Source organism: Streptomyces zaomyceticus (genome assembly GCF_014656215.1).
Classification (GTDB): domain Bacteria; phylum Actinomycetota; class Actinomycetes; order Streptomycetales; family Streptomycetaceae; genus Streptomyces; species Streptomyces zaomyceticus.
This window is the reverse complement of the sequence record NZ_BNBZ01000001.1, coordinates 19,723-39,223: the sequence shown is the minus strand read 5'-3', so window position 1 is coordinate 39,223 and position 19,501 is coordinate 19,723. Positions and strand designations below refer to the sequence as shown.

22 protein-coding genes are annotated in these 19,501 nt (G+C 72.5%); 11 read left to right on the top strand and 11 right to left on the bottom strand.

What is annotated here, in order from left to right; translation table 11 throughout:
* Positions 1–73 precede the first annotated feature (73 nt).
* Positions 74–880: an MBL fold metallo-hydrolase gene (locus IE311_RS00205; protein WP_189829430.1), complete on the top strand. Its 807-nt coding sequence runs from the start codon at positions 74–76 to the stop codon at positions 878–880.
* Here IE311_RS00205 and IE311_RS00200 read toward each other — a convergent pair.
* A complete protein-coding gene (locus tag IE311_RS00200) occupies positions 822–1,580 on the bottom strand; it encodes a GntR family transcriptional regulator (RefSeq protein ID WP_189829429.1) in 759 nt (252 codons plus the stop codon). The genes IE311_RS00205 and IE311_RS00200 overlap by 59 nt on opposite strands.
* A 188-nt stretch (positions 1,581–1,768) precedes the next feature.
* On the opposite strand from IE311_RS00200, the gene IE311_RS00195 reads away from it, so the two are divergent.
* Both IE311_RS00195 and IE311_RS00190 read left to right on the top strand, forming a co-directional pair.
* Positions 1,769–1,990: a hypothetical protein gene (locus IE311_RS00195; RefSeq protein ID WP_189829428.1), complete on the top strand. Its 222-nt coding sequence runs from the start codon at positions 1,769–1,771 to the stop codon at positions 1,988–1,990.
* Positions 1,991–2,191: 201 nt separating this feature from the next.
* Positions 2,192–2,452, top strand: coding sequence for a DUF2277 domain-containing protein (locus IE311_RS00190; protein WP_189829427.1), 261 nt, complete (start codon positions 2,192–2,194; stop codon positions 2,450–2,452).
* Here the strand turns inward: IE311_RS00190 and IE311_RS00185 are convergent.
* The 3 genes from IE311_RS00185 to IE311_RS00175 all read right to left on the bottom strand — a co-directional run bounded on the left by IE311_RS00185 (position 2,412) and on the right by IE311_RS00175 (position 4,902).
* Complete coding sequence (locus IE311_RS00185) at positions 2,412–3,041, bottom strand: DedA family protein (RefSeq protein WP_373313703.1); 630 nt, start codon at positions 3,039–3,041, stop codon at positions 2,412–2,414. The genes IE311_RS00190 and IE311_RS00185 overlap by 41 nt on opposite strands.
* A 499-nt stretch (positions 3,042–3,540) precedes the next feature.
* Complete coding sequence (locus IE311_RS00180) at positions 3,541–4,065, bottom strand: DoxX family protein (RefSeq protein WP_189829426.1); 525 nt, start codon at positions 4,063–4,065, stop codon at positions 3,541–3,543.
* A 186-nt stretch (positions 4,066–4,251) separates the two neighbouring features.
* Positions 4,252–4,902: an HNH endonuclease family protein gene (locus IE311_RS00175; RefSeq protein WP_189829425.1), complete on the bottom strand. Its 651-nt coding sequence runs from the start codon at positions 4,900–4,902 to the stop codon at positions 4,252–4,254.
* A gap of 201 nt (positions 4,903–5,103) precedes the next feature.
* On the opposite strand from IE311_RS00175, the gene IE311_RS00170 reads away from it, so the two are divergent.
* Complete coding sequence (locus tag IE311_RS00170) at positions 5,104–5,871, top strand: ABC transporter permease (protein ID WP_189829424.1); 768 nt, start codon at positions 5,104–5,106, stop codon at positions 5,869–5,871.
* A 198-nt stretch (positions 5,872–6,069) separates the two neighbouring features.
* Here the strand turns inward: IE311_RS00170 and IE311_RS00165 are convergent, their stop codons facing one another.
* Together IE311_RS00165 and IE311_RS00160 are read right to left on the bottom strand one after the other, a co-directional pair.
* Positions 6,070–6,738 carry an HAD-IA family hydrolase gene (locus IE311_RS00165; protein WP_189829423.1) on the bottom strand — a complete coding sequence of 223 codons (669 nt, stop codon included), beginning with the start codon at positions 6,736–6,738 and terminating at the stop codon, positions 6,070–6,072.
* Positions 6,739–6,953: 215 nt separating this feature from the next.
* Positions 6,954–7,142, bottom strand: coding sequence for a peptidoglycan-binding domain-containing protein (locus IE311_RS00160; RefSeq protein ID WP_189829422.1), 189 nt, complete (start codon positions 7,140–7,142; stop codon positions 6,954–6,956).
* A gap of 28 nt (positions 7,143–7,170) precedes the next feature.
* Here IE311_RS00160 and IE311_RS00155 point away from each other — a divergent pair, with 28 nt between their 5' ends.
* The 3 genes from IE311_RS00155 to IE311_RS00145 all read left to right on the top strand — a co-directional run bounded on the left by IE311_RS00155 (position 7,171) and on the right by IE311_RS00145 (position 11,333).
* A complete protein-coding gene (locus IE311_RS00155; protein WP_189829421.1) occupies positions 7,171–7,611 on the top strand; it encodes a hypothetical protein in 441 nt (146 codons plus the stop codon).
* Between the two features lie 720 nt (positions 7,612–8,331).
* Positions 8,332–10,425 carry an MDR family MFS transporter gene (locus tag IE311_RS00150; RefSeq protein ID WP_189829420.1) on the top strand — a complete coding sequence of 698 codons (2,094 nt, stop codon included), beginning with the start codon at positions 8,332–8,334 and terminating at the stop codon, positions 10,423–10,425.
* Positions 10,426–10,529: 104 nt separating this feature from the next.
* A complete protein-coding gene (locus tag IE311_RS00145) occupies positions 10,530–11,333 on the top strand; it encodes a prolipoprotein diacylglyceryl transferase (RefSeq protein WP_189829419.1) in 804 nt (267 codons plus the stop codon).
* Positions 11,334–11,373: 40 nt separating this feature from the next.
* On the opposite strand, the gene IE311_RS00140 is transcribed toward IE311_RS00145, so the two are convergent.
* Positions 11,374–11,859 carry a GNAT family N-acetyltransferase gene (locus IE311_RS00140; protein WP_189829418.1) on the bottom strand — a complete coding sequence of 162 codons (486 nt, stop codon included), beginning with the start codon at positions 11,857–11,859 and terminating at the stop codon, positions 11,374–11,376.
* 55 nt (positions 11,860–11,914) lie between these two features.
* Positions 11,915–12,241 carry an antibiotic biosynthesis monooxygenase family protein gene (locus IE311_RS00135; protein WP_189829417.1) on the bottom strand — a complete coding sequence of 109 codons (327 nt, stop codon included), beginning with the start codon at positions 12,239–12,241 and terminating at the stop codon, positions 11,915–11,917.
* Between the two features lie 486 nt (positions 12,242–12,727).
* Between IE311_RS00135 and IE311_RS00130 the strand changes: the two genes are divergently transcribed.
* Genes IE311_RS00130 through IE311_RS00120 form a run of 3 tightly spaced genes read left to right on the top strand, consistent with a single transcriptional unit; the run spans position 12,728 to position 14,826 of the window.
* On the top strand, positions 12,728–12,928 hold the full coding sequence (locus IE311_RS00130; protein ID WP_189829416.1) for a hypothetical protein: 201 nt from the start codon (positions 12,728–12,730) through the stop codon (positions 12,926–12,928).
* Positions 12,929–12,957: 29 nt separating this feature from the next.
* The gene (locus IE311_RS00125) at positions 12,958–14,109 is read left to right on the top strand and encodes a serpin family protein (RefSeq protein WP_189829415.1); all 1,152 of its coding nucleotides are present in this window, start codon (positions 12,958–12,960) and stop codon (positions 14,107–14,109) included.
* 54 nt (positions 14,110–14,163) lie between these two features.
* Complete coding sequence (locus tag IE311_RS00120) at positions 14,164–14,826, top strand: hypothetical protein (RefSeq protein WP_229901643.1); 663 nt, start codon at positions 14,164–14,166, stop codon at positions 14,824–14,826.
* A gap of 46 nt (positions 14,827–14,872) precedes the next feature.
* Here the strand turns inward: IE311_RS00120 and IE311_RS00115 are convergent, their stop codons facing one another.
* The 3 genes from IE311_RS00115 to IE311_RS00105 form a co-directional block, all read right to left on the bottom strand.
* Positions 14,873–15,541 (bottom strand): O-methyltransferase, encoded by a 669-nt coding sequence (locus IE311_RS00115; RefSeq protein WP_189829414.1) that lies wholly within the window; start codon positions 15,539–15,541, stop codon positions 14,873–14,875.
* Positions 15,538–16,635 (bottom strand): DUF2330 domain-containing protein, encoded by a 1,098-nt coding sequence (locus IE311_RS00110; RefSeq protein WP_189829413.1) that lies wholly within the window; start codon positions 16,633–16,635, stop codon positions 15,538–15,540. The genes IE311_RS00115 and IE311_RS00110 overlap by 4 nt, the downstream gene beginning before the upstream one ends.
* 167 nt (positions 16,636–16,802) lie before the next feature.
* Positions 16,803–18,050 carry a cytochrome P450 gene (locus IE311_RS00105; RefSeq protein ID WP_189829412.1) on the bottom strand — a complete coding sequence of 416 codons (1,248 nt, stop codon included), beginning with the start codon at positions 18,048–18,050 and terminating at the stop codon, positions 16,803–16,805.
* A gap of 264 nt (positions 18,051–18,314) precedes the next feature.
* On the opposite strand from IE311_RS00105, the gene IE311_RS00100 reads away from it, so the two are divergent.
* Complete coding sequence (locus IE311_RS00100) at positions 18,315–19,493, top strand: steroid 3-ketoacyl-CoA thiolase (protein WP_189829411.1); 1,179 nt, start codon at positions 18,315–18,317, stop codon at positions 19,491–19,493.
* Positions 19,494–19,501: the final 8 nt, after the last annotated feature.

Below are 19,501 nucleotides of genomic sequence, written 5' to 3'. Positions count from 1 at the left end.
CAGAATACGCACGATCTTCACCCCGTCCGCACAACTTCCCACGAGTTGGCGCGGGGTAATTTAATGTTGTCCCATGCTCGACGTTCCCTTGCGGATCACCGTCCTGGGGTCCGCCACCCCCTTCGCCCGGCCGGGCAACGCCTGCTCCGGCTATCTCGTCGAGGGCGGCGGAGCGCGCGTCTGGGTCGACGCCGGGAGCGGCACCCTCGCCGAGCTCCAGCGGTACGTCGCCCTCGGTGACGTCGACGCCGTCTGGATCTCCCATCTGCACGCCGACCACTCCGCCGACCTGCTCACCGCCCACTACGCCCTGCTCTACGCGGGACTCGACCTTCCGCTGCCGGTACCGCTGTTCGGGCCCGCCGGCATCGCCGACCGGCTCGCCGGGTTCCTCACCAACGGGCCCGAGCGCAGCCCCGTGGAAAAGGCCTTCGCCGTCGAGGAGTTGCACGACGGGCATGCCGTCCGGGTCGGCGGGCTGACCCTGACGTCCCGGGCCGTCGAGCACGGTCTGCCCGCCTTCGCGCTCCGGGTGGAGGACGAGGAGGGGCGTTCGCTCGTCTACTCCGGAGACTGCGAACCCTGCCCCTCGCTCGTCGAACTCGCCCGGGACTGCGATCTCTTCGTGTGCGAGGCGGACGGGGACGTGGCCGGGCACCACTCGGCCGCGCAGGCCGGCCGGAGTGCGGCCGAGGCCGGAGCCGGGCGGCTCGTCGTGACCCATGTGGGCTCGGCGGTGACACCCGAGGAGGCCGTCGCGCTGGCCGCAGCCGAGTACCCCGGGGCCGTCGCCCACGCCGGTCCCGGCCTCCGGTTCGAGGTCACGCGTCGAAGTCGTACTCCAGGACGTACGACGACGAGTCCAGCGTCATCTCGTTGAGCTCCACCGCCATCCCCGGACCCGTGAACGCCGTACGCCCGATGAGGACCACCGGCGTCCCGAACTCCAGGGCGAGCCGGTCCGACTCGTCCGCCGTCGGCATCCGGCAGCGGATCTCTTCACGGAACCGCACCGGCCGGTGGCCCAGCTCGGTGAGCCGGGCGTACGTCCCGCCCGGCCCCGTGTCCGGCTCGGCGATCGGCGTGCCCCGGACCAGCTCCGCCGAGAGGTACGAGACGGAGAGCAGCACCGGCTTGGTGTCCAGTACGAAGCGGCGGCTGCGGACGCACACCGGCGCGCCCGGGCTCAGGTTCAGCGCTCCGGCGACCCGTGCGCCGGCCTCCGTCTCGCCCACTTCGATCTGGTCGACGACCAGATCCCGGTCCTCCACGTCCGCCGACCAGACCGAACGCCCGTTGCCCCACTGCTCCCCGGACAGCCGCGGGATGCCCCTGCGGCGCAGCGGCCGGAAGACGCGGACGAAGACCCCGGCGCCCTTGCGGGCCTCGGCCAGTCCCTCGGAGCGCAGCACGGAAAGGGCCTGCCGGGCCGTCATCCGGGCCACGGCGTAGGTCGTCATGAGGTCGTTCTCGCCGGGGAGCCGGTCACCCGGCGCGAAGGCTCCTGACTGGATCGCGGTTCTCAACTCGTCGGCGATGCGCTGGTACTTGGGCCGACGAGCGCTGTCCTGATCAGTCACGGGTGGACCACTCCCTCCATTTGCGGGACACCCTACGGCGCACCCCCGGGCCCGGGTGCACACGTGTACGCCGTCCCGCCGGGTCGATCCATCCATCGGGGGACATCTCTAGAGATACGTTGACAGGGAGGGGGCGGAGGGCTTCTCTGGTTCTCCCCAGGATTCAGGAACCGGGACGGAGGGGATGCGTGCAGCCATTGCCGGAGGTCGGTGACCTCGTCCGCGACACCGCCACCGGGCGGGTCGGTTTCTATATGGAGAGCGTCTCCGGGCGCCTGCGGATCCGGGCCGTCCACGGGGGCACCGAGTGGGAGGCCGAGCCCGCGGACGTCCTGCCGGCCACGCCTCTGCGTGAGCTACGGGCCCGCGCCGCCGAGATCAACGCGCGAAGCCGGCGCGGTCTGTCCTGAGGCCGGGCCCCGCAAGGTGTTCCGGGCGGGATCGAGGCGGCGCCGCGGGCGGGGCCAGGGTGGGGCACGGGCCGGCTCAGGCCGGGCCGCGGGCGGGATCGGCGTGGGGCGCGGGCTGGATCAGGCGGGATCGGGGTGGGGTGCGGGTCGGATCGAGGCCGGGCCCGGGCGGTTGTCAGTGGGCCGCGCCACACTGGAGGCATGTGCCGCAGCATCAAGACGCTCCGACCGCCCGCGCTGCCCGAGGAGGCGACCGAGGACGACATCCGCGCCGCCGCCCTGCAGTACGTCCGCAAGGTCTCGGGGTTCCACCACCCCGCCGCCCACAACCGCGAGGTCTTCGAGCGGGCCGTGGACGAGATCGCCGACGCGACGGCGAGACTTCTCGACGGCCTGGAGGTGCGCGGGGCGCACTCCGGCGTCAGGAGGCCGGCGCGGGAGCCGCAGCCGGACGCCGTATGAGGTAGGCGGCGAGGCCGCCCGCCAGGAAGAGCGCGAGGGTCGACACTCCCGCGCTGAACCAGGTCGCGCCCAGCCACTTCCCGCCGAGCCAGCCGAGCCCCACGCTGTACGAGGCCCAGGTCACGCCCGCCAGCGCCGACCACGGCAGGAACTCCTCGATCCGCCGCTTCGCCGCGCCCGCGCCGAGCGAGACCACGGAGCGGCCCGCCGGGGCGAAGCGCGCGAGGACGACGAGCAGCCCGCCGCCCCGGATCAGCGCGGTGCCGAGACGTTCCTGCGCGACGGACAGACGCTTCGACCGGGCGATCGCCCGGTCGAGCCTGGCGCCGCCCCGGAGCGCCAGGCGGTACGCGAGGAAGTCGCCGAGCACCGAGGCGGTGGCCGCGCAGAGGAGGAGAAGGAGGAGCGACGGCACGTCGGGGGCGGCCGCCGTGGCGGAGGCCGCCGCGGTGGCGGCGGTGATCACGAGGAAGCCGCTCGGCAGCACGGGCAGGAAGACGTCGAGCAGGATCGACGTCGCCACCACCGGGTAGATCCATGGACCGGCGGTGAGCGACCGCAGCGAGCCCAGGCTGTCGAGCAGATTCACAGGGCCAGAGCCTACGCGGGGGCGGGGTGCCGCCCGCCGGGCGGGTGCCGGGGGCCCTCGGGCCCGCGCGAACCTGTTCGAGTTTGCGGGAATGTGCCCGGGGCGAGGGGCCGGTTCCGGGTGGTGGGGTGACGGGAAAGGGCCGGAACGCGCGCTGCGTACTCCGGCCCCATCCTGTAAGCGACCGCCGCGGCCCACGCCGCCGGTCCGAGCCGGCTCGGGTGTCCGGGGGCGACTCGGGCGTCAGGGGCCGGCTCGGACCGCTCGACTCAGGCGTCCGGGCCCGACTCGGCCGTCCGGGGCCGACTCCGACCGCCGGTGTCGCGGACCGGGCTGCCGGGGGTGTGGCCCGGGCCCTCCGGTGTCGTGGACGGGGCCGTCGGCGCCTGGGCCGGCCTCTCGGTGGCGCGGCCCGGACCGCCGGCGTCGCGGCCCGGGCTGTCACGTCACGGCTCAGGCCGTCGAGGTACGCCGTCGACGTACGGCGTCGAGGTACGGCTCAGGCCGTGACTGGCGCGGCCTTCTCCTCGTGCTCCTCGCTCGTCCTGCGCGTCGTGGCGCCCGCGCCGACCCGGCTTCCGAAGAGCCGGTCGAGAGCCAGCGCGCCGGGGCCGGTGAACACGAGCAGGGCGAAGGACCAGCAGAACAGGGCCGCGGTCTCGCCGCCGTTCTGCAGCGGGAAGAGGGATTCCGGCTGGTGGACCTTGAAGTACGCGTACGCCATCGAGCCCGAGGCCAGGAACGCCGCGCTCCGGGTGCCCAGGCCGACCAGGACCAGGCCGCCCGCGCCGAGCTGGATCACGGCCGCGTACCAGCCCGGCCAGGTGCCGGCCGGGACCGTGCCGCCGCCCATCGCGCCGCCGAGGACGCCGAAGAGGGAGGCGGCGCCGTGGCAGGCGAAGAGCAGGCCGACGACGATGCGGAAGAGGCCGAGCGCATAGGGCCGGCTCTGGTCGAGGCGGTCCGTGAGGGCGCTCGCGCCGCTCGGACTGCCCGGATGGTTCGGGGTGTTCGGGGTGTTCATGGGGGGACTCCTTCGGCCTGGACCCGTCCGTGGGGTGGACGGGGAGTGGGGGACGGAAACCGATGAGGCCGTAAGGTTAGGCACCCCTCACTAGTGCTTGCAAGTTCAACATTCGGCCACCGGGAAGTGTGTGGTGAGGTTCACTTCCCGGTGGCCGTTGTTGACGTGTTGTCAGTGGTGAGGCGCTCAGCAGCCGTTGAGGACGGACTGCAGGGCGCTCTTCTCCGCGGAGTCGACGCTGAGGTTCCAGTAGTGCTTCACGTGCACCCAGGCGCGGGCGTACGTGCAGCGGTACGCGGTCCGCGAGGGCAGCCACTCGCCCGGGTCCTGGTCGCCCTTCGACTGGTTGACGTTGTCCGTCACGGCTATCAGCTGCGGCCGGGTCAGGTCGTTCGCGAAGGACTGGCGCTGCGAGGTGGTCCACGCGTTGGCGCCCGAGCGCCAGGCCTCGGCGAGCGGGACCATGTGGTCGATGTCGAGGTCGGAGGCGACGGTCCAGGTGGCGCCGTCGTATTCCGAGTACCAGCTGCCGCTGGTCGCGGCACAGCTGGAGTCCGTGACGACGTTCACGCCGTCGCGCTTGAGGACGGTCTCGCGGGTGTTGCAGGCGCCGGACTGGGTGATCCAGTGCGGGAAGAGGTCCCGGCTGTAGCCCGAGGAGGAACCTTCCGCCTTGACGGTGAGCGCGGCCAGGTAGCTGCGGGCGGTCGCGGCGCTGACCGGGGTGGGCATGGCGGCCTGGGCGGCCGGGGCCGTGGCGAGGAGACCGGTGACGGTGAGGGCGGCGGAGGTGGCGAGCACGGCGAGTCGACGCGCGTAGATGTTGCCGACGGGCATGGGAACTCCCTAGAGGTGGGGGGACCTTGGCTGACGCCGTCCCCGCGGGGGTGCCGGGCTGTGGCCCGGTCATGGTGGCGGCGCGAGGTTTCGACGGGGGGTGCGCCAGGTAACAGGGTGGCGACATGGGCACGTCACATCAAGGGGTGTGACGCATCCTGATGGAGCGACAGGTTCCGCCCGGGGTCCTAGGGTTGGCGCGTGCTTCTCGAAGTGGACGTCACCTTCGGGGCGGTGCTCGCCGTACTGCTCGCCCTCGCGGCGGGCGTGGTCGCCGTCACCCACCTGGGCCGGGCCCGCGACACCCTGCTCGCCGGCGCGCGCGCCGCCGTCCAGCTCGTCGCCGTCTCGCTCGTCATCGGCTGGGTGGTGCGCTCCGTGCCGCTGCTGCTCTGCTTCCTGCTCCTGATGTACGCGGTGGCCGTACGGACGGCGGGGCGCCGGGTCGTCCCGGCACCGGGACGCGGCTGGTGGTGGGCGGGCGTCCCGATCGCCGCCGCCGTGGCTCCGGTCGTCCTCGCGCTCGTCCTCACCGGCCTCGTGCCGGTGCGGGGCATCACGCTCGTCCCCGTGACCGGGATTCTGGTCGGGGGCGCGCTCACCGCCACCGTCCTCGCAGGGCGGCGCGCGCTCGACGAGCTGGAGACGCGGCGGGGCGAGGTCGAGGCCGGGCTCGCGATCGGGCTCGTCCAGCGGGACGCCCGGCTCGAGGTGGCACGGCGCGCGGCGGCGGACGCGCTGCTCCCCGGCATGGACCAGACGCGCACGGTGGGGCTCGTCACGCTGCCGGGGGCCTTCGTGGGCATGCTGCTCGGAGGCGCGTCACCGCTGCACGCCGGGGCCGTCCAGCTGTTCGTGCTCATCGCCCTGCTCATGGTCCAGGCGGTGGCCGCGGCGGCCACTCTCGAACTGGTGGCGCTGGGCAGGATCGTCCGGCCGAGGGTGGGGGAGGAGGGGCGTCGCGGGTGAGGTCGGCGGCTGTCGCGGGTGGCCGTCGCGGGGGACACGGAGCCCGGTGGGCGGGGCTCGTACGCATCGCGGCGAGAGGTGGTCGTGCGGACATGACAGGACCCCGGGCCGTACCCGGCCCGGGGTCCTGTCATGTCCGGTTTCGGGCCCCGTCTCGCGAGGCCTCGGGTCCCGGTCCCGTGAGGTCCGGGGGAGGGGCTACGGAAGGACGGTCAGCGTGATCGAGCCGTCGGCCGCGGGCTCGACCCGCAGACGGGTCAGGTCGGCGACGTGGACGTCCGGTGCGAAGGCCGCCGCGCGCGGGCCCACGCCCACGATCCGCATGCCGGCCGCGCGGCCCGCCTGTATGCCGGCCTCGGAGTCCTCGAAGACGATGCAGTCCGCCGGGGCGAAGCCCAGCTCGGCCGCGCCCTTGAGGAAGCCCTCGGGGTCCGGCTTGCTGGCCCCGACCCCCTCGGCGGTGACCCGGGTCGTCGGCACGGGGAGCGCCGCCGCGCCCATCCGCGCCTGGGCGAGGGCCTCGTCCGCCGAGGTCACCAGGGCGTGCGGCAGCTTCGCGAGGGCGGCCATGAAGGCGGGGGCGCCGGGGACGGGCACGACGCCGTCGAGGTCGGCGGTCTCCTCGGCGAGCATGACCCGGTTGTCGGCGTGGTTCTCGTCCATCGGGCGGTCCGGGAGGAGGACGGCCATCGTCGCGTACCCCTGGCGGCCGTGGACCACCTTGAGCACGGCGTCCCCGTCGAGGCCCTGCCGTTCCGCCCAGCGTCGCCAGCAGCGCTCGACGACGGCGTCCGAGTTGACGAGGGTGCCGTCCATGTCGAGGAGGAGGGCGCGGGCGGTGAGCGTTGCCGGGGTGGTGGCAGGCATCGGGTCTCCAGAGAGGGTGGTGCGGAGAACGAAGCGGTCCCGCCCACCGGTCAGGGATTGCGGGCGGGGCCACTTTGTTTTTCTACGATACAAAACCGAGGGTCGTCTTGGCCAACCGGTCCGCATACCGGGATCCCGGCGCGACCGCCCGCGACCGCGAGACAGCCGGAGGCTGCCCGGGATCGCCCGAGGCCGCCCGCGACCGCGCCCGCGGCTCAGATGTCGGGCGTGTTCTCCTCCAGGATCCGGCGCGTGTCGGGGCCGTACACGCCCTCCGGGTCGTCCGGGATGTACCGCCACGACTGGTAGCGGGCCACCGCGTCCCGGACCTCCTCGTCGTACCTCCCGTTGATGCGGCCGTCGTAGACCCACACCGCGGTCAGCCGCCGCTGGAGTTCCCGCACCTCCTGCCCGGTGGAGCCCAGGCTCAGGGTGATCCCTTCCTCCCCGCCCTCCGGCGACGCGGCCGGGGGTGTCTTCGTGGCCGGCGGAGTCGTCGTCGGCGCGTTCGTCGTCGAGGAGGGGTCGACCGAGGGCGTCGCCGCTCCGGTCGTGCTCGCCGAGGCGCTCGCCGACGCCGTCGTGCCGGTCGCGGAGGGAGTGGACGACGGGGTCGGCGACGAGGACGTCTCGCGCGGGGTGGGGGACGACGAGGTCGGCTCCGGGCTCGTGGAGGAGGGGGACGGAGCCTCCGAGACGCCGAGGTTCAGGGACGCGCTCGTCGTCACCTCGGGCACGGCCGCCCGGTTGTCGGAGTCGTCCCCGCCGCCGAGCATGGCCGCCGCCAGGGCCGCGGTGCCCGCCACGGCGACGGCCGCCACGGCCGCGACCATCGCGCCCCGTCCACGGCCCCGGCCCCGCCCGCGCTCGTGAGCGGGGGGCGGGGGGATGTCGCCGGCGCCGCGCAGCAGCAGCGGCATGGTCTCGGACGGGTCGCCCTCCGGGTGGAACGCGTCCGGGTACCCGGCTCCGGCGCCTGTCCCCGCCCCGGGATTCCTCTGCGGCCCCATGGCTCCGTGCGCGCCCAGGGCTCCCTCGGGCCCGTGAGGCCTCTGGGGCCCCTGAGCCCCCTGAGCCCCCTGAGCCCCCTGAGTGGCCCCCACCGCGGGCATCGGCGCCGTCATGTCGGCCGGCCCCTGGTCGGGCCGGATCGCCGCCAGCTGGGCCGTCGCTGGATCGTCCGCCCCGTACGAGCTCGTTCCCCCCGCCGCGTACGGCCCCGGCGCGGCCGCGCCCGGAGCCGGGTCCGCGAAAACGCCCGCGCCCCCGTCCGCACCTCCCGGCACGTCCCCCGGCGCGTCCAGCGTCACGTACGGCCTGATCCGCAGCGGATCGAAGTCCTCGGCCGCGGCTATCTCCGCCTGGGCGCAGGCGCAGCCAGGTCTTTGTACACCGCATTCAGGACAGGCATGTCCGGTCATGATGGGTCCCCTCCCCGAGACAACTGCGAGCGATTATGCAGCCCACCCCCATCCGACGGGCGAACAGGCGTGCTCTCCGCAGGCCATAACCGGACATTCGGAACAGGATGGAGGGGCCGCCCCCATCGGCCGTCCGGCGGGACGCCCGACGAGACGCCCCGAGGAGACGCCGATGGCCCAGGAAGTCAGCCCCTCCCCGGCCGGAAGCGGCGGCGCTCCCGCACCCGGGGAGGGCCGGAGCCACCGCACCGTCCTCGTGGCGATCGGCGCGCTGCTGCTCGGCATGCTGCTCGCGGCCCTCGACCAGACCATCGTCTCCACCGCCCTGCCGACCATCGTCAGCGAGCTCGGCGGCATGGAGCACCTGTCCTGGGTGGTCACCGCCTACATGCTGGCGTCCACGGCCGGGACCCCCCTCTGGGGCAAGCTCGGCGACCAGTACGGGCGCAAGAAGCTCTTCCAGGCGGCGATCGTCCTCTTCCTCATCGGCTCCGCCCTCTGCGGCATCGCCCAGAACATGCCGCAGCTCATCGCCTTCCGCGCGCTCCAGGGCCTCGGCGGCGGCGGGCTCATGGTCCTGTCGATGGCGATCGTCGGCGACCTGGTGTCCCCCCGCGAGCGCGGCAAGTACCAGGGCCTCTTCGGCGCCGTCTTCGGCACGACCAGCGTCCTCGGACCGCTGCTCGGCGGCCTCTTCACCCAGCACCTCTCCTGGCGCTGGGTCTTCTACATCAATCTGCCGATCGGCATCGTCGCGCTCTTCGTGATCGCCGCCGTGCTCCACATCCCGGTGCGTTCCACCCGGCACACCATCGACTACCTCGGCACCTTCCTCATCGCCTCGGTCGCCACCTGCCTGGTCCTCGTCGCCTCCCTCGGCGGCACGACGTGGGCGTGGGGTTCGGCGCAGATCATCGGGCTCGCCGTCCTCGGAGCCGTCCTCCTCGTCTGGTTCGTGCACGTCGAGCGGAGGGCCGTCGAACCGGTGCTGCCGCCCAAGCTGTTCGGGATCCGGACCTTCAGCCTGGTCGCGGTCATCAGCTTCGTCGTCGGCTTCGCGATGTTCGGCGCGATGACCTTCCTGCCGACCTTCCTCCAGGTCGTGCAGGGCGTCACCCCGACCATGTCCGGCGTGCACATGCTGCCCATGGTCGCCGGCATGCTGATCACCTCGACGGTCTCCGGCCAGATCGTCTCCCGTACCGGCCGCTGGAAGGTCTTCCCGATCGCCGGCACGGCCGTCACGGCCCTGGGACTGCTCCTGCTCAACGAGATGACGGAGAACAGTTCCACCGGGGAGATGAGCGTCTACTTCTTCGTCTTCGGTGCCGGACTCGGTCTGGTCATGCAGGTCCTCGTCCTGGTCGTGCAGAACGCCGTCCCCTACGAGGACCTCGGCGTCGCCACCTCCGGGGCCACCTTCTTCCGCTCCATCGGAGCCTCGTTCGGTGTCGCCGTGTTCGGCACGATCTTCACCAGCAGGCTCACCCACAAACTCGACGACGTGTTCGCCGGGGCCGCCGCCGCGGGCCAGGAGATCCCGCCCGGCGTCGGCGCCGAGCAGGTCGCCGCCGATCCGCGGACCGTCGCCGAACTCCCGGCCGAGCTGCGTCCCTCCGTGCTGCACGCCTACGCGACCTCCATCACCGACGTCTTCCTGTACGCGGCCCCCGTCGTCCTCGTGGCCTTCGTCGTCTCCTGGTTCCTCAAGGAGGACAAACTGCGGGGCTCGGTCACCGCGCCCGACACCAGTCAGACGCTCGCCTCCAACCCGGTCGAACGCTCCTCGTACGACGAATGCGCCCGCGCCCTGTCCGTCCTCGGCTCCCGCGAGGGCCGCAGGACGATATACGTGAAGATCACCGCCCGTGCCGGGTTCGACCTGCTGCCCGCCGCGAGCTGGCTGCTGCTGCGCATCCGCCGTCACGGCACCGTCGAACCGGCCCTGCTCGCGGAGACCGTGCCCGTACCGCTGCGGGTGATCACCGAGGCCGCCCGGCAGGTGGAGGAACGGCGGCTGGCCGCCCGGGAGGGACTCCAGCTGATCCTCACCGAGGAGGGCGTCCGCGTGGCCACCCGGCTCGCCGAGGCCCGTGAGGACTCGCTCGCCGAGCTGCTCGGCGACTGGTGGGGGCCGGAGCGGCCGACCGACCTGGTGCAGCTGGTGGAGGAACTCACGGCCGAACTCAGCGGCTCGGACGCCGAGCGGCCCCACGACCCGAGGCGGCCCCACGACCCGGACCCGCCCCGCGACCACCGCGCCTGAGCCCCGCTCGATCACCGAACGCCCTGTATGACCCTCACTCAGAAGTGCTCAGTACGCTGTCCCCTTCAAGATCGCGAGATCGCGTCACAGGGGGAATGAGCAGGATGAACAGCGAAGAGCCACGCCAGAACCGGCCGGCGCCTCCGGGTCACCCGCCGGCCGGTCCGGGGCAGGGCGGGTACGGCGGGTACGGCGGCGGGTACGGCGGACCCGCCACGACCGCCCCGGTCGTCCAGGTGCGTTCGAACTCGCACCGAGGAGCCTGGATCGGCGCGGGAGCCACGCTGGTGGCGGCGGTGATAGGCGTCGCCGGTACGTACCTGGTGAGCGGCAACAACGGCGGGCAGTCCGCACCGCGGGCACAGCCCCCGGCGACCTCGGCCACGCCCTCCGCCGCGGAGGCCGGCGGCGACGACACTCCGGCGGACCCCTCGACGGGCACGGACTCCTCGCAGAGCACGGCCTCGCCGGGTGCGGACGCGTCGCAGTCCCCGGAGGCACAGGCGCCGCAGAGCCCCACCGGGAAGCCGGGCGGCACGGTCGAGTGGCAGGGCGCCCTGGCGATCGAGTGGACGGAGCCCAAGGACCTGGATGCGGTGCCGCCCGCGGAGTCGGAGATCCGGGAGGAGAACGACTTCTCCGTCTACCCGTTCGGCAGCATCATGCTGCGGCCCGAGGACGGGGCCAAGGCGCTGGTGTGGAAGGACTCGACGAAGGCACCCTCGTACGCGGACTGCGCGGGTGTCATCGAGACCCTGGGCACCTCGGAGGACATGAAGGTCAAGACCGGCATGGTCCTCTGCGCCTCCACGAACGACGGCCGCGTCGCCCGGCTGACCGTCAAGGAACTCGCCGGCCAGTCCTCCGACACCCGGGGCGTCTTCGACGTCGTCGTCTGGAGCCACTGACCGGCCGTCCCCCCGGCCCCGCGGGGGCAGGGGGGACCGGTCAGAGATCCTTTCCGTACCAGATGTCCATGTACGGGCCCGTGCAGTACGCCGGGATCTCCGCGTAGCCGTGGCGGGTGTATAGGGCGCGGGCCTCGATCAGGTCCAGGCGGGTGTTCAGGACCATGCGGCGGGCGCCGAGTCCGCGGGCCGAGCGTTCCAGCTCGGCGATCAGGGATCCGGCGCCGCCCAGGCCCCGGAAGGCGTGGCGCAGGAAGATCCGGGTCAGTTCGGCGCGGTCCTCGTCGAGGAGGAGCACCCCGCCGCAGCCCGCCGCCCTGCCCTCGTGCCGGGCCACCAGGAACTGCCCGGTCGGCGGGGTCAGCAGCTCGACCCCGTCGTTGGTCAGGCCCTCGTCGAGCTCCGCCTTCGTCGCGGGACGCTTCCAGTAGCGGCTCGCGACGTCGTCGTAGTAGTCGCGGCGCAGGGCCGCCGCGTCCGGGGTGTCGACAGGCTCGGGGGCGAAGGTCCAGGTCATGCGCGCCATTGTGCGGCGCGCACGGCCCGGCACGCAGCCGGGTTTCCTCGTGCCCGGCCGGGGGTCAGCTCTTCGGGGACGCCTGCTGGACGACCTCGAAGGACCAGAGGGCGGAGCCGGAGGCGGCGGGCTTCGGCCGCTCGGCACCCTCGCCGCCGCCCCCGTGGGCGGCCTTCATGGAACCGTTCATCCACGCCTGGAAGTCCTCCTCGCTGCGCCAGCGGGTGTACACCAGGTACTGGTCGGTGCCCTCGACGGGGCGCAGCAGCTCGAACCACTCGAAGCCGTCGGAGCCCTCCACCGCCCCGGCGCGGGAGGCGAAACGCTGCTCCAGGACCTCGCGCTGCTCGGCCGGCACGGTCAGGACGTTGATCTTTACCACACTGGGCATGTGACACCTCTCGGGAAGCGCAGGCCGGCGCTGCGCCGAGCCTTGATCTCGTAGGTGCAGTCTCGTACATCCGCCGGTCGGAACGGCGTGAGGGCGGCTTTCGGACGTTCACCGCTCCGCCGTCCGCGAGGCGAGGCCCGCACCGGCGCCGGGTCCGGGGGTGGGATTCTGGTCGAGCGCCAGGAGCTGGCCGCGCGGGCGGGAGGGCGATCCGCTCTCCCGCATCTACCACCGGAGCAAGGGTGATCTGACATGGTTCCTCGGATCGGCGACCAGGTGATGGTGTCGTGCGAGCCGGCGGCCGCCCGGGTGGTCGGAACGGGCCGCTACATCGAGCTGGAATGGCCTTGGAGGACGATCGACGATTCCTCCGGCTTCCGTTGGAACGGACGCGTCATGATCCCGTGTGACGATTCCCTTCAGGAATGGAGCCCGTTCCGTCTGGAACCGGCGGCTGCCACCCTCCGCGCCGGAGACGTCTGCGCCGTGTCCATCCCGCCGACCAGGCTCTACGTGGGGGACTACGAGGAGTACCACCCTCCGCGGAACTTCGGCTGGGCTCCCGCACCGACCGCGGGTCTCTATGTCGTACCACCGGAGAGGATGGACCTGGACATGGAGTTCGCGGGGTACATGCTCTACCTCGGAGGATCCGACCCCATTCGCGTCGAACCGATCAAGGACTGAGCAAGGCCTGAGTCCGCGAAAGGCAGGATATGACTCCCGGTCCCACCGCCCTCGAGGCGGACGCGGTACAGGCCCTCGCGGTGCGCTGGCTGCCCTGTCTGGGGGATGACGACTTCGTCTGTTCCCCGGCGGGGCTGTGGCTGGCGCTCGCCGCGGTGGCGTCCGGGGCGCGCGGCCGGACGGCCGGGGAGCTGCGGGACCTGCTCGGCGTCGACGGGGAGTCGGCCGCCGGGGCGGTGACCGCCGCCGGGCGGCGGCTCGGGGCGACGGACGGGGTGGCGCCGGCGACGGGGGTGTGGAGCAGGGTCCCGGTCCTCGACGGCTTCCGGCGGGGACTGCCCGACGTGCGGTTCGGGGTGTTGCCGGGGGCGGCCCGGTTCGCGCTGCCCGACGAGGTGTTCGGGGCGACGGACGGCATGTCCCCGGGGGAGATCCCCGATGCCCAGGGCGAACTCGACGCCTGGGTGCGGGAGGCCACCGGCGGCCGGATCGACGGGCTGCCGCTCGGTCTGGACGGCTCCGAGGACCTGGTCCTGCTCAACGCCCTGGCGCTGAAGGCCTCCTGGCTGAGCGCCTTCCCCGCACACCTCACGCGCGACGAGCCCTTCACCGACGGCCACGGCGACACCCGGTCCGTACCGACCATGCGGAAGCGGATCCCGGCTTCCTGGGTCTGGTACGTGGACGGGGTCACCGTCGTGGAGCTGCCCTGCGACGGGGACGAGGCCGCTCGGGTGCGGTTCGTGCTCGGCCCGGAGGGGGCCGGGCCGACCGAGGTGCTGCCCGCCGCGTGGGCGGGGCCGGCGGCGCGGAAGCGGCTTCTGGCCGACGCGGCCGACCTCGGCCTTCCCCGGTTCTCCCTCCGCACGAAGTCCGAGGTCGACGGGCATCTGGCGGCGCTCGGCATCACCCGGGCGCTGCGCCCCGGGGCCGATTTCCAGGGGCTCTCCGCGGCGGACCTCTTCATCTCCAAGGTGGTGCAGGAGGTGTTGGTCGAGGTGGCGGAGGAGGGGGTCGAGGCGGCCGCCGTCACCCAGGTGACGATGAGCCGCAGCGCGGCCCCGTCCCGCCGCGAGGTGATCGAACGAATCTCCTACGACCGGCCGTTCGGCGTGGTCGTGCTCGATGCGTCGGGCGAGGTACCGCTGTTCACGGGCTGGCGGCAGAGCTCCCGGTCCTGACGGGGTGTGATGTGTGGGTAGGGTCGGCCCCATCGACGATCCAGGGGGAGTCCCATGTTCAGGTCCACGTCCGTTTCCATGTCCGCGTCGGCGTCCAAGTCGGCTTCCAGGTACGGGAGTACGTCCGGCTCCGCGTCCCTGACCAGAGCGCGGGGCGCTGCCGTCGCCGTCCTTCTGCTCGGTGCGCTGAGCGTCTCCTGCGGCGCGTCCGACAAGGGCGACGACCGGTCGGCCGGCCCGACGGCCTCCTCGGGGGCGACCGTCACCGCCACCCCCACGGACTCCGCCCCCGCGACCGCCACGGCCACGGCCACCGGGGACGCGACCGCCACCGCCGCTCCGACCGAGGCCGGAACGACCGCGCCCGCCGCGACCCCGGACGCCACGCCCTCGGCGACCCAGTCGGAGCCGGTCTCCCTGGTCCGGGACGCCTTCGCGGGGCTCCAGGCGACCCTGAACGAATCGTGCACCCCGGACAACTGCGCGTACTTCCTCGGCCGGGTCTACGACGAACTCCACCGTCTGGACCGGGCCATGAAGGCGGACGCCAAGGGGCCCGGTCACTTCCCCGAGCCCATCCGACTCATCGCGAAGCTCGACACCGAGCTCGACGGCGACCGGTCCTTCGAGAACCTGAAGAAGCACCAGCACCTGCTCCTCGGCACTCGCGACAAGATCAACACCTGGATGCAGGGCCACCCCGACGACTACCGCTGACGGTCGCCGCCGGGGCCCCGCGCCGGCCGCCGCCGGGCCCGCGCGGTCAGCCGATCACGCGGGCGAGCAGCAGGCCGTCGTAGCCCTTCGCGCCGACCGTCTGGACGGCCGTCGCGTCCAGCCGGGGTTCGGCCGCGACCAGCTCGAACAGTTCGCGGGTGCCGGTGATCGCCGGGTCGTCCGGGTCCGGAGCGGTGATCCTCCCGCCGCGCACCACGTTGTCGACGACGATCACCGAGCCGGGGCGGGAGAGCTTCAGGGCCCACTCCACATAACGCGGGTTGTTGACCTTGTCGGCGTCGATGAAGAAGAGGTCGAAGGGGCCCGCGCCCTCCGCCTCCAGCTGCGGCAGGCTGTCCAGGGCCGCCCCCGTACGGACTTCGACGATCTTGTCCAGGCCCGCGCGGGCGATGTTGGTCCGGGCGACCTCCGCGTGCGCCGGGTCGTACTCGAGGCTGATCAGCCGGCCGTCGGTGGGCAGTGCCCGGGCCAGCCAGATCGTGCTGTAGCCGCCGAGGGTGCCGATCTCCAGGATGCTCCGCGCGCCCTGGATCCGGGCGAGCAGGTGGAGCAGCTTGCCCTGGTTGGGGGCGACGGCGATCTCGGGCAGCCCGGCCGCCGCGGACCCGGCGAGCGCCGCGGTGAGCGCCTCGTCGGCCGGGGCGATGGTTTCGGTGAAGTAGGTGTCGACCGCGTTCCACTGAGGGTTCGTCATGCGGGCGAACGTACACCGGGACCGGTCTCCGGGCGGCGACTGTTCCTCCGTACGACGAGCAGCGTCGCGAGGACGGTGAGCAGCAGTCCGCCGGCCACCGTCAGCAGCCAGACGGGGATCCCGCCCCCGACGGTCAGCAGCCGGTCGGTGTATTCGACCCGGCGGTACGGGGCGTCGGCGACGGCCCGCAGGTGGTGGTCGTCGTCGATCCGCTCCGGGTGCGGGAACTCCTGCTCGAGGACCGTCAGATGGACGGGCCGTTCTCCGGCGAGCCCGGCGACGGCACCCTCGGGACGCTCGATGCGTCCGGCGAAGGTCACCTCGGGGCGGTCGCCGCCGATGGGGGAGCGGGGCTCCATCCGGTGCTCGGCCAGGATGTACAGGCCGAGACTCTGGGAGGACGTGGCGAGCCGGGACAGCCGCATGGGGTAGACGAGTTCGGGTGAGCCGAAGGTGATGCGCAGCGGGGTGAGCTCGCCCTGGAGGACGGCGTCCTTCTGCTGGGGTGCGAGGCGGACGGCGACGTACTCCCACCGTCGGTCGACGTACGGCTGGAGCGCGCCCGTGAGCCGTTCGGGCAGCTCGAAGCCGTGGGTGCGCAGCCAGTCGCCGAGGGCCCCGGGGTCGGTGGCGGTCAGCCGGGCCACGTCGAAGGGGCCGAGCTGTTCACGGCCGACGACCCCGACTCCGCCCGCGCCGGGTGCGGGGGCCCCGGCACCGTCCCCGTGGTCGAGGTCGAACGGCCAGTCGCCCTCGCGCGGCCAGAAGTGGAAGCGGTCGCGCTGCTCGGGCTCGGTGAGCCGGTCGAGCGCGTCGAAGAGTCCGGGGTCGCCGAGGGTGACGTCGGCGCGGCTCGGCACGGGCATGATCCAGGCGGCGTGCCGGGCGTCGCCGTGGACGTTGAAGCGCATGACGACGGTCTCGGTCCGCCCGTCCCAGCGGACGGCGGACTCCTCGCGGTCGACGCCGATGCGCTGGTCCTTGCTCGGGATCATGGCGCCGCAGCCACAGGCGTACGCCGGTGCGACGAGCGAGCCGAGCTGGAGCGCGAGCAGCGCGACGATGGTGGTCAGAATTCTGTGTGTCCCCCGCATGCGGGGTGGGACGTGCCGGGTCGCCCTCCGGTTCCGCCGGTGAGGTTCCGGTTCCGGGTCCGTCCGTGAGGCTCCGGATCCCGTTCCGGTTCCGGCTCCGCCCGTGAGGTCCCGGTGCCGGTGCCGGTGTCGGTCCGGTCCGTCCCACCCCGCCGCGCCGCGCGCGGTCAGGCCCCGGCGCGGACCCGGAGTTCCTTCACGCCGTTCAGCCAGGCCGCCCGCAGTCGGCGCGGCTCGCCCGCGAGGGTGAGGTCGGGCAGGGCGTCCGCGAGGGCGTTGAAGATCAGCTCGATCTCCTTGATCGCGAGGGACTTGCCCAGGCAGAAGTGGGGTCCGCCGCCGCCGAAGCCGAGGTGCGGGTTGGGGTCGCGGGTGATGTCGAAGCGCTCGGGGTCGGTGAAGACCTCGGGGTCGTTGTTGGCGGAGGAGTAGAAGAGGCCGACCCGGTCGCCCTGGGCGATCTTCTGGCCGCCGAGTTCGGTGTCCTGGGTCGCGGTCCGCTGGAAGGAGACGACGGGGGTCGCCCAGCGCACGATCTCCTCGGCGGTGGTGACCGGCCGTTCCCGTTTGAAGAGTTCCCACTGGTCGGGGTGGGTGAGGAAGGCGTGCATGCCGTGGCTGATGGCGTTGCGGGTGGTCTCGTTGCCGGCGACGGCGAGCAGCAGGACGAAGAAGCCGAACTCGTCGGAGGAGAGGTTGCCCTGACCCTCGGCGGCGACGAGCTGGCTGACGATGTCGGCGGCCGGGCATTCCTTGCGGGCGGCGGCCATGTTCATGGAGTAGCCGATGAGTTCCATGGCGGCCTCGGCGCCGATCTCCTCGGTGATGGCGTACTCGGGGTCGTCGTACGCGACCATCTTGTTCGACCAGTCGAAGATCCGGGAGCGGTCGCCCTGGGGGACGCCGATGAGTTCGGCGATGGCCTGGAGGGGGAGTTCGACGGCGACCCGGGTGACGAAGTCGAAGGTGCCGTCGGCGTCCGCGCCGCGCCTGGCCTCGTCGACGATGGCGTGGGCGCGGTCGCGCAGGGCGGTCTCCAGATTCCGGATCGCCCGGGGGGTGAAGCCGCGCTGGACGATCTGGCGGACCCGGGTGTGCTCGGGCGGGTCCATGTTGAGCATGATCAGCTTCTGGACCTCGATCTGGTCCCGGGTGATGTGCTCGTTGAAGCGGATGACGGCCGTGTTCTCGTTCGAGGAGAACAGCTCGGGGTGGGTGGAGACGTACTTGACGTCCGCGTGGCGCGTGACGGCCCAGTACCCCTCGTCCGCGAAGCCGGTGACGCCGGGCGGCTGGGGGCACCACCAGACGGGCGCGGTCTGCCGCAGCCGGGCGAACTCCGGGAAGGGGATGCGGTCGCGGAGCAGATCGGGGTCGGTGGCGTCGAACCCCTCGGGGAGATGGGGACAGGGCATCGGCAACACACTCCACATCTGAGGGATTCTGATGAGGCGATCTGATGAGGCGATCTGATGGTCCGTCAGGAGTTGCCGGGAAAGTTAGTAACGAGTTCTACAAGTAGCAAGGGCCAGAACGGGAAGTGTTGCCTCCCGGACCCTTGCGTACCCGCGGTAGCAGTCATAAGACTGCACTCAGAACTAGAACGCGTACTAGTTCCCCCGTGACGCCGACCGACGGGATGCCGGGACGCCCCGTCCGGTCGAGGAGAGGACGAGCTCATGGCCGCGGAACCCGTCATCGTCGAAGCCGTACGCACCCCCATCGGCAAGCGCGGAGGCGCGCTCGCCAACCTCCACCCCGCCTACCTCCTGGGCGAGACCTACCGGGAACTCCTCGGCCGCACCGGCATCCACGCCGACTGCGTCGAACAGATCGTCGGCGGCACGGTCACCCACGCCGGCGAACAGTCCATGAACCCGGCGCGCACCGCCTGGCTCACCATGGGCCTCCCCTACGAGACGGCCGCCACCACCGTCGACTGTCAGTGCGGCTCCTCGCAGCAGGCCAGTCACATGGTGGCCAACATGGTCGCGGCCGGCGTCATCGACATCGGGATCAGCTGCGGCGTCGAGGCGATGTCCCGCGTTCCGCTCGGCTCCGGATCCAAGCACGGCCCCGGAAAGCCGTTCCCCGACGAGTGGAACGTCGACCTCCCCAACCAGTTCGAGGCCGCCGAGCGCATCGCCCGCCACCGCGGACTCACCCGCGAACGCGTCGACTCCCTCGGCCTGCTCTCCCAGGAACGGGCCGCGAACGCCTGGTCCGAGGAGCGCTTCAAGCGCGAGACCTTCGCCGTCCAGGTCCCCACCACCGAGGACGAGCAGGCCACCGGGCAGGGCATGTGGCGGCTCGTCGACCGGGACGAGGGCCTGCGCGACACCACCATGGAGGGCCTCGCCCGCCTCAAGCCCGTGATGCCGACCGCCGTCCACACCGCCGGGAACTCCTCCCAGATCTCCGACGGCGCCGCCGCGATCATGTGGGCCTCCAAGCGCATGGCCCGCGCCCTCAAGCTGAAGCCCCGAGCCCGGATCGTCGCCCAGGCCCTGGTCGGCGCCGACCCGCACTTCCACCTCGACGGACCGATCGACGCCACGCGCGCCGTCCTCGGCAAGGCCGGGATGTCGCTCAGGGACATCGACCTCGTCGAGATCAACGAGGCCTTCGCCTCGGTGGTGCTGAGCTGGGCGCAGGTCTTCGAGCGGGACTTGGACGGACTGGAGAAGGTCAACGTCAACGGCGGTGCCATCGCCCTCGGCCACCCCGTCGGGGCGACCGGGGCCCGGCTGATCGCCACCGCTCTGCACGAACTGGAACGCAGTGACAAGGAGTTCGCGCTCATCACGATGTGTGCGGGCGGCGCCGTGGCGACCGGCACCATCATTCAGCGCCTGTAGGGGAGCCG

What these genes read in the sequence shown, in the direction of transcription:
- IE311_RS00140 (WP_189829418.1), bottom strand. Translation starts at nt 11,859, where the DNA reads ATGGCGCGCATGACCTGGACCTTCGCCCCCGAGCCTGTCGACACCCCG.
- IE311_RS00205 (WP_189829430.1), top strand. Translation starts at nt 74, where the DNA reads ATGCTCGACGTTCCCTTGCGGATCACCGTCCTGGGGTCCGCCACCCCC.
- IE311_RS00190 (WP_189829427.1), top strand. Translation starts at nt 2,192, where the DNA reads ATGTGCCGCAGCATCAAGACGCTCCGACCGCCCGCGCTGCCCGAGGAG.
- IE311_RS00120 (WP_229901643.1), top strand. Translation starts at nt 14,164, where the DNA reads ATGTTCAGGTCCACGTCCGTTTCCATGTCCGCGTCGGCGTCCAAGTCG.
- IE311_RS00100 (WP_189829411.1), top strand. Translation starts at nt 18,315, where the DNA reads ATGGCCGCGGAACCCGTCATCGTCGAAGCCGTACGCACCCCCATCGGC.
- IE311_RS00150 (WP_189829420.1), top strand. Translation starts at nt 8,332, where the DNA reads ATGGCCCAGGAAGTCAGCCCCTCCCCGGCCGGAAGCGGCGGCGCTCCC.
- IE311_RS00115 (WP_189829414.1), bottom strand. Translation starts at nt 15,541, where the DNA reads ATGACGAACCCTCAGTGGAACGCGGTCGACACCTACTTCACCGAAACC.
- IE311_RS00165 (WP_189829423.1), bottom strand. Translation starts at nt 6,738, where the DNA reads ATGCCTGCCACCACCCCGGCAACGCTCACCGCCCGCGCCCTCCTCCTC.
- IE311_RS00145 (WP_189829419.1), top strand. Translation starts at nt 10,530, where the DNA reads ATGAACAGCGAAGAGCCACGCCAGAACCGGCCGGCGCCTCCGGGTCAC.
- IE311_RS00125 (WP_189829415.1), top strand. Translation starts at nt 12,958, where the DNA reads ATGACTCCCGGTCCCACCGCCCTCGAGGCGGACGCGGTACAGGCCCTC.
- IE311_RS00105 (WP_189829412.1), bottom strand. Translation starts at nt 18,050, where the DNA reads ATGCCCTGTCCCCATCTCCCCGAGGGGTTCGACGCCACCGACCCCGAT.
- IE311_RS00175 (WP_189829425.1), bottom strand. Translation starts at nt 4,902, where the DNA reads ATGCCCGTCGGCAACATCTACGCGCGTCGACTCGCCGTGCTCGCCACC.
- IE311_RS00135 (WP_189829417.1), bottom strand. Translation starts at nt 12,241, where the DNA reads ATGCCCAGTGTGGTAAAGATCAACGTCCTGACCGTGCCGGCCGAGCAG.
- IE311_RS00180 (WP_189829426.1), bottom strand. Translation starts at nt 4,065, where the DNA reads ATGAACACCCCGAACACCCCGAACCATCCGGGCAGTCCGAGCGGCGCG.
- IE311_RS00110 (WP_189829413.1), bottom strand. Translation starts at nt 16,635, where the DNA reads ATGCGGGGGACACACAGAATTCTGACCACCATCGTCGCGCTGCTCGCG.